The 14,884-nt window shown below is 56.9% G+C and carries 13 protein-coding genes; 4 read left to right on the plus strand and 9 right to left on the minus strand.

Features of this window, described 5'->3' with window-relative positions:
* Positions 1-472: 472 nt before the first annotated feature.
* On the minus strand, positions 473-1,480 hold the full coding sequence (locus PSES9_RS0119895) for a DctP family TRAP transporter solute-binding subunit (RefSeq protein WP_010489932.1): 1,008 nt from the start codon (positions 1,478-1,480) through the stop codon (positions 473-475).
* A gap of 177 nt (positions 1,481-1,657) precedes the next feature.
* Positions 1,658-2,554 (minus strand): LysR substrate-binding domain-containing protein, encoded by an 897-nt coding sequence (locus tag PSES9_RS0119900; RefSeq protein ID WP_010489934.1) that lies wholly within the window; start codon positions 2,552-2,554, stop codon positions 1,658-1,660.
* Between the two features lie 208 nt (positions 2,555-2,762).
* Between PSES9_RS0119900 and PSES9_RS0119905 the strand changes: the two genes are divergently transcribed.
* Together PSES9_RS0119905 and PSES9_RS0119910 are read left to right on the plus strand one after the other, a co-directional pair.
* Positions 2,763-3,965, plus strand: a complete 1,203-nt coding sequence (locus tag PSES9_RS0119905) for a CaiB/BaiF CoA transferase family protein (RefSeq protein ID WP_010489937.1) — start codon at positions 2,763-2,765, stop codon at positions 3,963-3,965.
* A 10-nt stretch (positions 3,966-3,975) separates the two neighbouring features.
* Positions 3,976-4,908, plus strand: a complete 933-nt coding sequence (locus tag PSES9_RS0119910) for a hydroxymethylglutaryl-CoA lyase (RefSeq protein ID WP_010489939.1) — start codon at positions 3,976-3,978, stop codon at positions 4,906-4,908.
* Positions 4,909-4,978: 70 nt separating this feature from the next.
* Here the strand turns inward: PSES9_RS0119910 and PSES9_RS0119915 are convergent, their stop codons facing one another.
* The 6 genes from PSES9_RS0119915 to PSES9_RS0119940 form a co-directional block, all read right to left on the minus strand.
* Positions 4,979-5,983, minus strand: coding sequence for a TRAP transporter substrate-binding protein (locus PSES9_RS0119915; protein WP_010489940.1), 1,005 nt, complete (start codon positions 5,981-5,983; stop codon positions 4,979-4,981).
* Between the two features lie 74 nt (positions 5,984-6,057).
* Positions 6,058-6,876 carry an HpcH/HpaI aldolase/citrate lyase family protein gene (locus PSES9_RS0119920; protein ID WP_010489942.1) on the minus strand — a complete coding sequence of 273 codons (819 nt, stop codon included), beginning with the start codon at positions 6,874-6,876 and terminating at the stop codon, positions 6,058-6,060.
* A gap of 36 nt (positions 6,877-6,912) precedes the next feature.
* On the minus strand, positions 6,913-8,118 hold the full coding sequence (locus PSES9_RS0119925; protein WP_010489944.1) for a CaiB/BaiF CoA transferase family protein: 1,206 nt from the start codon (positions 8,116-8,118) through the stop codon (positions 6,913-6,915).
* A gap of 83 nt (positions 8,119-8,201) precedes the next feature.
* Positions 8,202-9,551 carry an MmgE/PrpD family protein gene (locus PSES9_RS0119930; protein ID WP_010489946.1) on the minus strand — a complete coding sequence of 450 codons (1,350 nt, stop codon included), beginning with the start codon at positions 9,549-9,551 and terminating at the stop codon, positions 8,202-8,204.
* Between the two features lie 12 nt (positions 9,552-9,563).
* Positions 9,564-10,727, minus strand: a complete 1,164-nt coding sequence (locus PSES9_RS0119935) for an acyl-CoA dehydrogenase family protein (RefSeq protein ID WP_010489948.1) — start codon at positions 10,725-10,727, stop codon at positions 9,564-9,566.
* A 36-nt stretch (positions 10,728-10,763) separates the two neighbouring features.
* Positions 10,764-11,591: an FAS1-like dehydratase domain-containing protein gene (locus PSES9_RS0119940; protein WP_010489950.1), complete on the minus strand. Its 828-nt coding sequence runs from the start codon at positions 11,589-11,591 to the stop codon at positions 10,764-10,766.
* Positions 11,592-11,731: 140 nt separating this feature from the next.
* Here PSES9_RS0119940 and PSES9_RS0119945 point away from each other — a divergent pair, with 140 nt between their 5' ends.
* Positions 11,732-12,634 (plus strand): LysR family transcriptional regulator, encoded by a 903-nt coding sequence (locus tag PSES9_RS0119945; RefSeq protein WP_010489952.1) that lies wholly within the window; start codon positions 11,732-11,734, stop codon positions 12,632-12,634.
* A 35-nt stretch (positions 12,635-12,669) separates the two neighbouring features.
* Here the strand turns inward: PSES9_RS0119945 and PSES9_RS0119950 are convergent, their stop codons facing one another.
* Complete coding sequence (locus PSES9_RS0119950) at positions 12,670-13,689, minus strand: zinc-dependent alcohol dehydrogenase family protein (protein ID WP_010489953.1); 1,020 nt, start codon at positions 13,687-13,689, stop codon at positions 12,670-12,672.
* A 235-nt stretch (positions 13,690-13,924) separates the two neighbouring features.
* On the opposite strand from PSES9_RS0119950, the gene PSES9_RS0119955 reads away from it, so the two are divergent.
* Positions 13,925-14,839: a LysR family transcriptional regulator gene (locus tag PSES9_RS0119955; protein WP_010489954.1), complete on the plus strand. Its 915-nt coding sequence runs from the start codon at positions 13,925-13,927 to the stop codon at positions 14,837-14,839.
* The last annotated feature ends 45 nt before the right edge of the window (positions 14,840-14,884 follow it).

The raw sequence follows: 14,884 nt of genomic DNA on the forward strand, positions 1-14,884 counted from the left end.
AAGCCTTCTTCGAAGTGGTCCCAAACGCGCCTTAAGGCACCCATCAGAAATCTCCTGAACGATTTTTATTGGTTTGATCCATAAGGATGCGGGACTCTAACCTAGTCGTCCGCCTCCCGACATTCACTATTGGTGCATGCCGGTTTCGCTACAGCCGAAGGCTGGTACAAAGCTGCTGTTGCACTTGGAACCGCGAAAATAGGACGAGACTCAAGGGCCAACGTAGGTGACAGCCAGAGGCTGATCCGAAGAGCGAACGCAGCACGGGCTTGCCCAGCTATGCGTGGGAATAAAGCAGGCTTTTGGCGCTGTACTCAACCAACCCTGGTGCTTGGGCCTGCGCTGAAAAATAAGCTGCCAGCTTCTCATAGCAAGCCCAAGTGGGGGGCACTGAGATCAGTCGAATTTTCGGGGTTGGCCAAAAGCCTGAAACGGGCTGCGCGACCAGGCTGTTACCTGGTCGCGAGGGCTACTAGTTGGCTTGATTCGCTGCCTTTGCCGCTTCGATGACATCGCTGCCGATCTGCGCTTCAAACTTCTTCCAGGCAGGACTCACCGCATCGCGCCAGGCGTTGCGTTGCTCAGGCGTAAGGGTAATGAACTCGACCTTGCCTGAATCGATAATCGCCTGCTTGGCTTGCTCGTTGAGCTCCGCGGCTTTTTTTTTCACCTCGGTGGTGACTTCGGCAACGATCTCTTCAAGCTGGCTGCGGATATCCGCTGGCAGGCTATTCCAGAACTTGGTGTTGGTGATCAGTACGTAGTTGCCGATGGCATTATCCGACTCGATCATGTACTTCTGCACTTCGTAAAATTTCTGGCTGTAGATATTCGACCATGGATTGTCCTGGGCATTGACCACCCCGGTTTGCAATCCTTGGTAAATCTCGGCAAATGACATCTTGCGCGGGACTGCGCGCAATGCGCTGTACTGTGCAGCCTGCAAGTCCGATGGTTGCACACGGAACTTCAAGCCGCGTGCATCAGAAGGCTTGACCAGTGGTTTGTTGGCGGTCAACTGACGCATGCCATTGAGCCAGAACGCCAGGCCGGTGATGCCTTTGTCTTCCATCGACTTGAGCATCGCCTTGCCCTTGTCCGAGTTCTGGAAGCGCTGGGCAGCCGCCATGTTGTCGAACAGGAACATCATGTCGAACAGCTGTAGTTGCTTGGTGTATTGCTCAAGTTTCGAGGGCGCAGGAGCAAGCATCTGCACCTCATTGAGCATCAAGGCTTCCATCTCCTTGCCGTCGCCATACAGCGACGAATTGGAGTAGACCTGTACTTCAACTTTGCCCGCAAGACGCTCATCCACCAGTTTTTTGAACAGCAGCGCACCTTTGCCTTTCGGGGTGTTATCAGCAGTAATGTGCGAGAACTTGATCAGGATTGGATCGGCGGCCTGGGCAGTCAGGGCCCCAGCCAACGCAAAACCAGTGACCATGCCCAGCAGGAGACGACGGACAGACGGATACTTCATAAGTGAGCTCCTATTATTTTTGTCTTGGGAAACCCCTGAAACTACGCTCGTTAATTTTCAGAGGCTCCGTAGCTTTGAAACGGCGACACCTTGGCGACCCGCGAACTCTATCGCGCAGGTTTGCCAACTGAAATTCACATTTGAGTAATGAGCCCTTCGGCATCCACGAAGGCAGGTTCAGCGGGACTCGCTGCTCACCAAGTGTTCGAGCATCTGTTTTGCAGTAACGGACAATGCATCCAGGCTGCGCACGCCGATCTTTATTTCACGGCGTGCCCAATCATCGGTGAGGTTGATCACCTGGACATTCAGCGCTGGCAAATAGGTACGCACGGCAATCTCAGGCAGCACGCCAATGCCCATTCCGGTGTGGATCATGCGGCAGATCGCTTCGAAACTGCGCACCTGGATTCGCAAGCGTAACGTAGCGCCGAGATGGTGCACGCTGTGCTGCAACAGGCTGTGTAGCGATGCATCCTGCTGCAAGCCAATGAAGTCGTAACCCAGGGTTTCACGAAAGGCTATCGAGCCGCGAGACGCCAGGGGATGATCACGCGGGGTGACCAATACCAGGTGATCATGGCGATAGGTAAACAGCTGCAGGTCTTGCGCCGGTACATGCCCGGCAAAGATACCGATGTCGGTCAATCCTTCGCGCACAGCGCGTATGGTTTCACTGCTGACCCGCTCCTCCAGATCAATTTTCACCTCGGGGTGCAGCTGGGTGAAGGTGCTCAGGTCTTCTGGCAGAAACTCAATGACTGAGGAGGTGTTGGCGTGAATGCGCACATGGCCTTTAACCCCTTCACTGAACTCGCTGAGGTCGGCACTCATCTGCTCAAGGTTATCCATGACTGTGCGCGCATGGTGCAACAAGGCATGGCCAGCCGGTGTCAACTCGACTCCCTTGGGCTGGCGGTATAGCAAGTTGATGCCCAACTGGCTTTCCAGGTCGCTCACCCGCTTACTCACCGCAGCCAAGGCCAGATGCTCGCGTTCGGCGGCCTTGGTCAGGCTGCGCTCATCGGCAATCGCAATAAACACCTTGAGTGTGATGAAGTCGATACGGCGCATGGCCTTTGTCCTCTGCCAGTTGGGGGCTTGCGAAAGTGCCAGCAGCTCGTTTGCAGTCGCTTGCTATACATTCAGCGCTGACAAGGCTCTCATAGATTTACTTCGTAGAATACGAAGTCAGGCTTGATAATTGATCAATTGTCCATAAACCTGGCTTGAGTGATTCTGCAGCCATGAAAGAACAAGGTATCCCGCTAGAGGCACAACAATGACAGATCAGAACGTGACCAATATGGCGCTGCAAGGGTTAAAGGTGGTTGAGATGGGCCAGCTGATCGCTGGCCCCTTTGCCAGCAAGCTACTCGGCGAGTTTGGGGCGCAAGTGGTCAAGATCGAGCCGCCAAAGGTCGGTGACCCACTGCGCAAATGGCGCAAGATCAAGGATGGCACCTCGCTTTGGTGGCACGTGCAGTCACGCAACAAGCAGTCTCTGACCTTGAACCTAAGAGAAGCCGAAGGTCAGGACATCGTACGCAAGCTGATTGCCGAGGCCGATATCCTGATCGAGAACTTCCGTCCTGGAACCCTTGAAGGCTGGGGACTTGGCTGGGAGCAATTGTCGCAAATCAATCCACGGCTGATCATGCTACGCATATCTGGCTACGGTCAGACAGGCCCTTACCGCGACCTGCCCGGCTTTGGCGTGATTGGCGAAGCCATGGGTGGCCTGCGTCACCTGTCTGGTTATCCAGGCCAGGCGCCCGTGCGGGTGGGCATCAGCATTGGCGACTCACTGTCTTCGCTGTATGGCGTCATTGGCGTCTTGCTGGCACTGCAAGAACGTCAGCGCAGCGGTTTGGGCCAGTACATTGATGTGGCCTTGTATGAGTCGGTCTTCGCCATGATGGAAAGCCTGATTCCCGAATACGATGTCTTCAACTACATCCGTGAACCTGCCGGCAGTGCCCTGCCCGGTATTACGCCCTCCAACTCCTACCCCTGCAACGATGGCAGCTTCGTGTTGATTGCCGGTAATGGCGACAGTATCTACAAGCGCCTGATGACACTGGTGGGCCGCGAAGATCTGGCAAACGACCCACGCCTGGCCCATAACGATGGTCGCAGTGAGAACGCCGAGCTGATCGACCAGGCGATCGCCGACTGGACCCGTGTACGCGAGCGCGACGAAGTCTTGGCGGCACTCAATCAAGCACAGGTTCCGGCAGGCTTCCCCTATACCGCAGCCGATATTGTCAAAGACCCCCATTACCTGGCGCGGCAGATGATCGAAACCGTGCAGACCGCAGCCGGGCCACTGAAAGTGCCAGGCGTATTGCCCAAGCTGAGCCGAACCCCGGGACGCATTGGCACCGGCGGCCCGGCCCTGGGTGAACACACAGACGATGTATTGGCTGGCCTGGGCCTGACCGAAGAGCAGCGTCAAGGCCTGCGCGATCGCGGAATAGTATAAGGAACCTATGATGAGCAAGCGTCTGTACATCCAGGAAGTCGCTACGCGTGACGGCTTCCAGATAGAACCCAACTTCGTAGCCACCGAAGACAAGATTGCACTGGTCAACCGTCTCTCACACACTGGCTTGGCCAAGATCGAAGTCACCTCCTTTACCTCGCCCAAGGCCATTCCAAACTTGCGTGACGCCGAAGAAGTGATGCGCAGTATCGACCGTGTGGCCGGGGTTGAATACACGGTGCTGGTACCTAACGTCAAAGGCTGCGAGCGCGCACTGTCATGTCAGGTTGATGAAATAAACCTGGTGATGTCTGCCAGTGATACCCATGGCCTGGCTAACTTGCGCATGACGCCTGAGCAGTCCCTGGCCCAGTTCAGGGAGATCATCGAAGTTGCGCGTGGTAGCAAGGTATTTATCAACGCCTCGCTCTCCACCACCTTTGGCTGCCCTTTTGAAGGTGCCGTGGCCGAGACTCGCGTGCTTGAACTGATCCAGCGTTTGACTGACATTGGCGTGCAAGGCATCACCCTCTGTGACACCACCGGCATGGCGGACCCGGCGCAAGTCGAGCGCATCAGCCGCGAGGCCCTGCAACGCTGGCCGCAAACGGTGTTCACCCTGCACTTTCACAATACCCGAGGCATGGGCCTGGCCAATGCCATCGCCGCCCTGAATGCTGGCGTTGATCGCTTTGATGCATCGCTCGGCGGGCTGGGCGGTTGTCCATACGCACCGGGCGCCAGCGGTAATATCTGCACAGAGGACCTGGTGCATATGTTCCAGCGCATGGGGTTCGATACCGGCGTAGACCTGGATGCGCTGCTGCAGGCTGCGGCGAGTCTGCCTGAACTGCTCGGCCATGATGTGCCTGGCGCGATCCTCAAAGCCGGCAAAGCTGATCGGCGCTATCCAAAACCCAAGTGGATGGATGCCGCGAGCTGATGTACAAGCACAAAAAAACGGGCGACCTGATCAGGCCGCCCGTTTTTTTTGTATCACTCAAGGATGGATCTCAAGGCGTATTTGAAGCCTCGGCGGCCTTGATCAGGTCAGCACCAATCTGCGGCTCGAATTTCTTCCACACTGGCTTCATCGCTTCACGCCACTTTGCACGTTCTTCCGGCGTCAGGGTGATGATTTCAGTGGTGCCAGAATCAATAATCTGTTGCTTGGCTTTCTCGTTCAGGTCCGCAGCCTCTTTGTTCACCGCGACAGTCACCTCGCCCATGATTTCATCAAGCTGGGTGCGAATATCATCCGGCAAGCTATTCCAGAACTTGGTGTTGGTGATCACCATGTAGTCGATCAGGCCATGATCCGACTCAGTCATGTACTTTTGCACTTCATTGACTTTCTGGCTGGCGTAGTTCGACCAGGTATTCTCTGTTCCGTTGACCACGCCGGTCTGCAAACCCTGGTAAACCTCGGCGAAACTCATCTTGCGCGGGTTAGCCCTGATTGCCTTGAACTGTTCTTCAAGGACCGCCGATGCCTGCACGCGGAACTTCAAGCCGCGGGCATCGCTCGGTACGCGCAATGGCTTGTTTGCGGACAATTGCTTGGTGCCGTTGTGCCAATAGGCCAGGCCCGTGATGTTTTTGTTTTCCATCGACTTGAGCAAGGCCTTGCCTTGCGGGCTGCTTTGGAAACGGTCGGCGGCGGCCAGGTTGTCAAACAGGAACGGCAGGTCAAAGATCTGGACCGGCTTGGAATACTGTTCAAACTTGGCCAGTGACGGCGCCAACATTTGGACGTCGCCAAGCAACAACGCTTCCATTTCCTTGCCGTCGCCATAGAGCGACGAGTTCGGGTAGACCTCGACCTTTACCTTGCCTGGTAGACGTTCTTCCACCAGTTTTTTAAACAACAGTGCCCCCTTGCCTTTAGGGGTGTTGTCTGCGACCACATGGGAAAACTTGATGATGATCGGGTCCGCCGCATGAGCCAGGCTGGCGAAGCCAACCGACATCGATACAGCAGCGGCGCATAGCAGTGTCTTAAATGGAAGCTTATACATTGAATACCTCTTGTTATTGTTGGTAGACCTCAACCTCTGCACGGATGCGCAGAGGCCATTTAGCGAGCTTTTAGTCACATGCCGGCACGTTCGAGTAAACGCTTGGCATGACCGAGAACCGGCGCATCAACCATCTGCCCGTCGATTACAAACACACCAGCGCCCTGCGCTGCCGCATTCATTACGCGTTGTGCCCAATCCAGTTCGTCTGCCGCTGGCATCAGGCTTTGGTGCACCACGGCAACCTGTTTGGGGTGAATACACAACATGCCGCCAAACCCCATGTCATTGGCGTCGCGCGCAAATTGCGCCAGTCCGTCGGGGTCGTCGATTGCCGGGAATACGCTGTCTAGCGGCGGCGCCAGTTCGGCCAGGCGCGACTGCAACACAATGGCGAAGCGAGCCTGGTCAAGCATGCGTGAAGCACCCGCCGTTGCGGCTGCCAGCCCCAGGTCAAGCCCCAGGTCCAGGCCGCCAAACGACAGCCGCTCGACACCTTGGGCCTGGGCAATTTCAACCAGTGCCTGCAACCCCTTGGCGCTTTCTACAATTGGCCAGATCGGCTTTTTGCAGGTGGCCAGGTGGCGAACCTGGGCAGCGCTTTCTACCTTGGGCAGTAATACGCCGACAACGCCTGGATGGCGGCTGCACAATGCAATATCCGCGTCATGGCCGCTGTGACTGGCCGCGTTGATACGCACATGCAGGCGAGCCTCGGGATTGGCTTGCAAGAATGCGTCAAGATCAGCTCGCGCTTGCTCCTTGAGCGTTTCTTCTACTGCATCTTCAAGATCAACAATTACTGCATCACTGCCAACGGCGAGCGCCTTTGGGATACGTTCCGGGCGTGATGCGGGCACGAACAATGCCGTGCGAATGATCGATCCATTCATGGTCATTTCACTCTCTATAGCTCGCACAGGCACTGTTTAAACGACACTGCGTTCATGGAGTTGCTGGATATCGCTGGCACTCAAGCCCAGCTCGCCAAGCAGAGCGTCGGTGTGCTCGCCCAGAGCCGGGATGCCATCCATGCGCGGGCTGAAGGCGCTGTTACGGCCTGGGGGCAAGAGCGCCGGAAGCATTCCAGACGGGCTTGATACTTCGGTCCAGCGCTGGCGGGCCTTGAGTTGCGGATGCTGCCAAACGCCGGCCATGTCATTGACATGGGCATTGGCAATTTGCGCCTCGTTTAGCCGCTCGATTACCTGTTCGGCGCTCAGCGCAGCGAAACTTTCAAGAATGATTGCGCGCAGCTCCGCTCGATTGGCCGAACGCTTGGAGTTGGCTGAAAATCGTGGATCATCGGCCAGCTCAGGTTGCATCAGCACCTTGTCGCAAAAGGCTCGCCATTCGCGCTCGTTCTGCAGGCCAAGCATTACGGTTCCGCCATCGCCCGCCGGGAACGGGCCGTATGGATAGATAGTCGAGTGTGCAGCGCCCGCCCGCGGTGGTGGCGTTGCACCTTGATAGGCGTAGTACATGGGGTAGCCCATCCACTCCACCAGGCTTTCGAGCATGGACACATCGACCCGGCTGCCAACACCCGTCTTGTCGCGCAACATCAGTGCCGACAACACGCCGGTATAGGCGTACATGCCGGCGGCAATATCGGCAATAGAGCAACCGGCCTTGGCCATCTGCTCATAGCCCTCGCCGCCTGTCACGGACAAAAAGCCACCTTCGCTTTGGATCAGCAGGTCATAGGCTTTCTTCTGCTCGTAAGGGCCGCCTTCGCCATAACCGGAGATGTCGCAGACAATCAGCTGCGGGAAGCGTTCGTGCAGGGACTCGAAAGACAAGCCCATGCGTGCGGCTGCGCCTGGGGCCAGGTTTTGCACCAGTACGTCGGCCTTGGCCAGCAAGGCTTCAAGCACAGCCGTGGCTGGTTCTTGCTTGAGGTCCAGGGTCAAGCTTTCCTTGGAACGATTGGTCCAGACGAAATGCGAGGCCAATCCCGAGACACGCTCATCATAGCCACGGGCGAAGTCACCACTGAGCGGGCGCTCGACCTTGATGACCCGAGCGCCAAGATCAGCCAGTTGACGGGTACAAAACGGAGCCGCAATGGCATGCTCCAGGCTAACAACCGTGATGCCGTCCAGTGGACGTGGCGAACTAGTGGAACTGTTCATGATTATTCTCTTGTTTGGCGGCTAGGGAACCCCTGAAAAACTACTGCGCTCGCTACCTTTTCCAGAGGTTCCCTAAGACATGATTAGCAAAGGCTGTTTACCGACGCGCAATGGCGCAAATTCCAGGCCTGGTTAATCAACTCATCCGTCCTGGCCGAATCCTTGTGCCCAGCGAATGCAAGTAAACGGCGGAACTTGTCTTCCAGTTCTGTCCGCGACAATGTGTTGCCTGGGTCGCCTTTGGGGTCATCTATTGCACCTTGTACAAGACGACCATCAAGGGTCAGCACCTCGACACGGCCGAGCCACCGTTGCGGATAAGCCGCATCGACCTCGGAATCAAGCTGCATACGCACCTTGCCCCTAAAGCTGGCGACACGCGGGTCATGCAATGCAAACTGTTCGAACTCCGGCAACCCGGCCTTGCCATGCACTGCAATCAGGCCAAGCACAGTGCCCATTGAGAACTTGGCCTGATGAACGCTGCTGGGAACATCCACCCGGCCCAGCACATCGATTGCGCCTTGATGAACCCGGGTTGTGACCTGCTCGATCTGCTCATGACCCAGCCCCTGTGCCTGCATCAAAGCCAACAAGGCGTCTGCTGCCGGGTGCGTGTGGCGGCACGACGCATGGAACTTGAATGAGGTTTCACACAAGGCCCAGCGGCTGCCTAGGCGATCGGACAACTTGCCAGGATTGGCGTCGCTGGACATGCCTGCCGCCATTCCCTGATCGCCCTCAAGAATGTTGCGCGCCCCGCTCAAACCTTCAGCAGTTAGATACGCCGCAAGCACTCCATCGGCAGCGGCCTTGGCCGTGTGCAATTGCTTGGAGTCGGCGGCGTCACGCAGGAACTCCCACAAACCTGCCGCCTGGGTGCCAGCAGTGCCCAGCAGATTGATGAACTGTTCACGATCAAACTTCAGCAGCTTGCCGACGGTTACCGCAGCGGCCAGGGTGCCGACCGTCGCGGTGGTGTGGAAGATCCGGTAGTGCGAACGCCCGAGGAACTCGCCGATGCGAATGCCTGCCTCATAACCCACGACAGCGGCCAGCAGTAGCTCCTGGCCGCTGCAACCCAGGTCCTGCGCTGCAGCCAGTGCCGCCGGGAACACAACAGTGGCTGGGTGCAGCACCGAACTGTTGTGCAAGTCATCCTGCTCAACCAGATGCGACGAAGCCCCATTTACCAAGGCTGCGAAGTAGGCGCTGGTGTATTTGCCGCTCACCAGAATCTTCGCCTTGCCAGTCTCCGGCCCCATGGTTTGCGCATAGCGCTCGAACAGTGGGATGGGATGGCGATCCTGGCTGGCCAGTGCAGAACCGAGCCAGTCAAGGTAAAGCTCCTCGGTCCTGTCGAGCACAGCCTGGGGAAGTTGCTCATAACGCAAGTCAGCCATAAACGCGGCAAGCTGTTCTGTATGAGTCATGGGCTGAGGACCTTAGAATGAGCGAGGCAAGTCGAGCAGATGCTCGGCCACATAGGACAGGATCAGGTTGGTCGAGATCGGGGCAACCTGATACAAGCGGGTCTCGCGGAATTTGCGCTCAATGTCGTATTCGCAGGCGAAACCAAAACCACCGAAGGTCTGCAAACAGGCATTGGCTGCTTCCCAGGATGCTTTTGCCGCCAGGTACTTGGCCATGTTGGCACTGGCACCGGCGTTCTCACCGGCGTCATATTCATCACAGGCGCGCCAGCGCATCAGATCAGCGGCCTCGACTTCGATATGCGCCTCGGCAATCGGGAATTGCACGCCCTGGTTCTGGCCAATCGGACGGCCAAAGACTTCGCGGTCGCGCGCATATTGACTTGCCTTCTCGATAAACCAGCGGCCATCACCGATGCACTCGGCGGCAATCAGCGTGCGCTCTGCGTTCAAACCGTCAAGGATGTAGCGAAAGCCCTTGCCTTCCTCGCCAATCAAGCTGTCAGCTGGCAACTCGAGGTTATCGAAGAACAGTTCGTTGGTTTCATGGTTGACCATGTTGGCAATGGGCTGGACTGTCATGCCATTGCCAATTGCCTCGCGCAGATCAACCAGGAAGATCGACATGCCTTCGGATTTTCTTTTCACTTCAGCCAGCGGCGTAGTGCGCGCCAAGAGGATCATCAGGTCGGAATGCTGGATGCGTGAGATCCAGACTTTCTGGCCATTGATCACATATTTGTCGCCCTGCTTCACCGCAGTGGTTTTGATCTTGGTGGTGTCGGTGCCAGTCGTCGGCTCGGTCACGCCCATCGATTGCAAGCGCAGTTCACCGCTTGCCAGCTTTGGCAGGTAATAGCTTTTCTGGGCTTCGCTGCCATGGCGCAACAAGGTGAACATGTTGTACATCTGGCCATGCACGGTGCCGGAGTTACCGCCGCAACGGTTGACTTCCTCAAGGATGACCGAGGCTTCGGCAAGGCCCAGGCCGGAGCCGCCGTACTCTTCAGGAATCATTGCCGAGAGCCAGCCAGCCTCGGTCAGCGCCTTGACAAAAGCTTCCGGGAAGCCTTTTTCTTCATCAATTTTGCGCCAGTACTCAGCTGGAAATTCGGCACACAGGGCACGCACGCCTTCACGAATGGCATTAAGTTCAGGATTATTATTTGGATTCATCATTCCCATCTCATCTGAGCCAAGGAGTTGGCTGTATCAATCAAATTTCACTTCACTGCGCTGGGCCATCCCACCTTCGTTGCCAGCCCATAGTTGGGCGCTGCCAGCAGCATCGATCTTGCCGCCGACCTCGAAGGGGTGCGGCGCGACCAACGGCCGTAAGCCACGGTAGGAAAACTGGCGCAAACGCGCTTGCGGGTTAGCCCGACAGAAGGCGCGCAGGCTCAGGGTGGCGATCAACGGGCCGTGCACGACGAGGCCTGAATAGCCTTCGGTATCGGTCACATACGGCCAGTCGTAATGAATGCGGTGACCGTTGAAGGTGACGGCCGAATAACGGAACAACAGGGTTGCCGTTGGCGTGATCGACTCCTGCCAATCCCCCTCTACCAGCGACTGACCGCTGCTATTTTTAGGTGGGCTTGGTTCGCGATACACAATGTTTTGATCTTCACGAATGGCCAGTTCGCCATCCTGAAAATATTCATGCTGCACGGTGACGAACAACAGTGCGCCTGTGCTGCCATGCTTCTCTTCGATATGGGTGATGGTTGAAACCCGTGTGGCATCGCCACCTACACGCAAGCTCTGGATAAACTCGATTTTGCCGCCGGCCCACATGCGGTTACGGTTATCAGCCGGTGGCAGGAAACCGCCACGGGCCGGATGCCCATCCTCGCCCAGGCCATTTTCGGCTACGGGGTTCTGGAAAAAAGCCCAGTGCCACAGAGGCGGCAACGCTTCGCCATGGGCCGGGGTTTCTTCACCCAGGGTTGCGGCAATGCGCATCACCAGGTTACGACTCAGTTGGTCATGGACTTCTTCGGAACGGCCAATCCAGGCAGATAGTGCAGCGTCAGTCATGGGGTACTTCCAACAGTGCTCTTTTTAGTTGCACTTAGGATGCGTCTGACACAGCGTTCTGTGAATTTACATTTACATAACTCGGCGTTCGGTTAACCTGAACGCAAGATTTAGCCTCGCTCGATGACGCAGAGACCCTTATGCACTTTGATTTACCCGACCTGCGCTTGTTTATTCATATTGCCGAATCGCCTAGCCTGACCCAGGGGGCACGACGTGCGTTTCTTTCGCCGGCGGCAGCCAGCGCGCGGATCAAGGCCCTCGAAGCACAACTCGACTCGCGCCTGCTCTATCGGGACAGTCGTGGGGTTGAACTCACCCCTGCCGGTGAGCGCTTGCTGCACCATGCACGCCTGATCATGCGCCAGGTTGATTACCTGAAAAGTGAATTCACCGATTACGGAGCCGACGCTGCTGGCCATATCCGCATCTTTGCCAATACCACGGCGGTAACCGAGTTTTTGCCAGAGGTGCTTGCCGGGTTTCTGGCCGAGCGTCCCGGCGTCAGTATCGACCTGCAAGAGCGCTTGAGCCGTGACATTGTGCGTGGCGTGCTCGACGGCAGCACTGATCTGGGCATAATTGCCGGGCCAGTCGAGGTCAGCGGCCTGCAAGTACTGCATTTCAGTACCGACCGCCTATTGCTGGCGGTGCCGAAAAATCACCCGTTGGCCGATAGACAGCAAGTGACACTGCGCGACACCCTTGAGTACCAGCACATTGGCCTGCACGAAGGCAGCACCTTGTTGAGTTTTTTGCGTGAACAGGTAGAAAAACTCGGCACCAAGCTTTCGCTACGGATCCAGGTATCCAGCTTTGAAGCCATCTGCCGCATGATCGAGGCAGGCGTAGGCATCGGCATCATTCCCGAGTCCGCCGCCCAGCGTCATAGCCGCACCATGCAGCTGACCACCATCGAACTGAATGAGCCCTGGGCCGTGCGTGAACGCAGTATTCTGGTACGTGATCTGGAAGCCTTGCCAGGCAGCGTGCGTGCGCTGATTGCAACGCTAATGCCAGAGAGAGACAGCAAAACGCCCTGAATCAATCAGGGCGTTTGGGCACAGGCTAAGTCGGCCTAGCTCTTGACGTTGAGCACCACTCGACCACGACTTGGGCATTCGCTCATATAGACGTGTGCCTGGCCAACCTTGTCGAAACTGAAGGCTTTATCAACCAGTGGCTTGAGCAAACCATCGCCGGTGAGTTGATTGATGCCTTGCAGCGCTCGGGCAACCGCTTCTTTATCCTGCGGGATACCCAATTCCTGTTTGCCGGTAAAGTTACCGATGCAATGCACGAAGAACTGAATGTTCTTCTGGAAAGCGGCGCAGGCTGGAAATGGCGTCTCGTTGCCACCTTGCAGCCCGTACAGCACCAGACGGCCACGCGGCGCCAGTGCATCACCAAGCAGGCACATTTGTGGGCCGCCCAGTGTATCCATGACGATATCCACGCCGCGATCATTGGTCAGCTTTTTAACCCGGCTGACCAGATCCTGCTCTTCGGTCAAAATCACATGTTCGGCGCCGAGTCCACGCAGGAAATCGGTGTCCTCGTCAGTATCAGTAGCCGCTATGACATGGGCGCCCAGCGCTTTTGCCATTTGCACTACATAAGGCCCCCAGCAGCGGCTGGCAGCCGTAATCAGTACCGTTTCGCCGGCTTTCACACGGGCCAGTTCGACCATGCCGAACCAGCCAACCATGGAAGGTAAAAAGTGAACGCAGGCCTGTTCAGGCGTCAAGACGTCCGCGTAGCGCGCCACTGAGGTACGCGGCAACACCACCTCTTCAGCGTAGGCCGGGTAGTCGTTTGGGCTGTGAGCCGGGAAACTGGCAACTTTATCGCCAACAGCCAAGTCGTCAACGCCTTCACCCACAGCTAAAATCACGCCGGCGACTTCATAACCCAGTCCAGCCGGAAGCTGCGCGTGCGTGGTCGCAAGATTCTGGCGCCAAAGCACGTCTTGCCAGCTAACACCGATAGATTCGACGCCGATCAACACTTCGCCAGCGGCAGGCGCAGGGCGCGAGCGCTCTTCGATTTTGAGGACATCTGCCTCGCCAAACTGATGAAAACGGATAATGCGGGACATCATAAACCTCTTCGGTTGACCCCTTTAGACTTAGACTTTATCGGGCCTTTGTGAGCAATACCACATGCCAATACTAATATTCACCATGCCTGTCGATGATGATTGGCGGTTACAATATTAACAGCGTGCACTAGGATCTGGTAACAAGCCTTGGCGCATTGCCGAGGTAATATGATCCGCATTACCCTGGCGCACCGTTTCGAAGCTGCGCATTTATACCTGATATGGACGACAGATGAACCGTAACGATCTTCGCCGTGTAGACCTCAATCTTCTGATCGTTTTTGAAACGCTGATGCACGAACGCAGCGTAACCCGCGCAGCAGAGAAACTGTTCCTGGGCCAGCCAGCCATCAGCGCTGCCCTCTCCCGCCTGCGCAGCTTGTTCGATGATCCGTTATTCGTGCGCACAGGTCGCAGCATGGAGCCCACGGCGCGCGCGCAAGAGATCTTTGGCCTGCTGTCGCCTGCGCTCGACTCAATTTCAACTGCGGTCAGTCGCGCAGCGGACTTCAATCCAGCCACCAGCAATGCCGTGTTCCGTATCGGTCTTTCGGATGACGTCGAGTTTGGCCTGATGCCGCCACTGATCAAGCGCTTGCGTGCCGAAGCGCCAGGCGTGGTACTGGTGATCCGCCGGACCAACTATTTATTGATGCCAGGGCTGTTGTCGTCCGGCGAGATATCCGTCGGCGTTGCCTATACCGAAGAATTGCCGGCCAACGCCAAGCGCAAAGTCGTGCGACGCAGTAAAGCCATGCTGCTTCGTGCAGACACTGTTCCCGGCGCCCTTTCACTTGATGACTACTGCGCCAGGCCCCATGCACTGGTGTCTTTCGCCGGTGATCTTGGCGGCTTTGTTGATAGCGAGTTGGAAAAACTCGGCCGCAAGCGTCGGGTGGTGCTGGCGGTACCGCAGTTCAATGCACTCGGACCATTGCTTAGCGGCACTGATATCGTGGCCAGCGTGCCTGACTACACCGCTGCAGTCCTGACAGCTGCCGGAGGCTTGCGTACAGAACCCTTGCCACTGGAAACCCAAACCTTTGAATTACACATGGCTTGGCGTGGCGCACAGGACAATGATCCGGCCGAGCGCTGGCTGCGCTCGCGTATCCAGATGTTTATTGGCGACCCGGACAGCCTGTAACCGGACAGCCTGCATATTGCACCAACTGCAAGCACAGCGTCTGGA

The organism is Pseudomonas sp. S9, assembly GCF_000222125.1.
GTDB classification, from domain to species: domain Bacteria; phylum Pseudomonadota; class Gammaproteobacteria; order Pseudomonadales; family Pseudomonadaceae; genus Aquipseudomonas; species Aquipseudomonas segetis.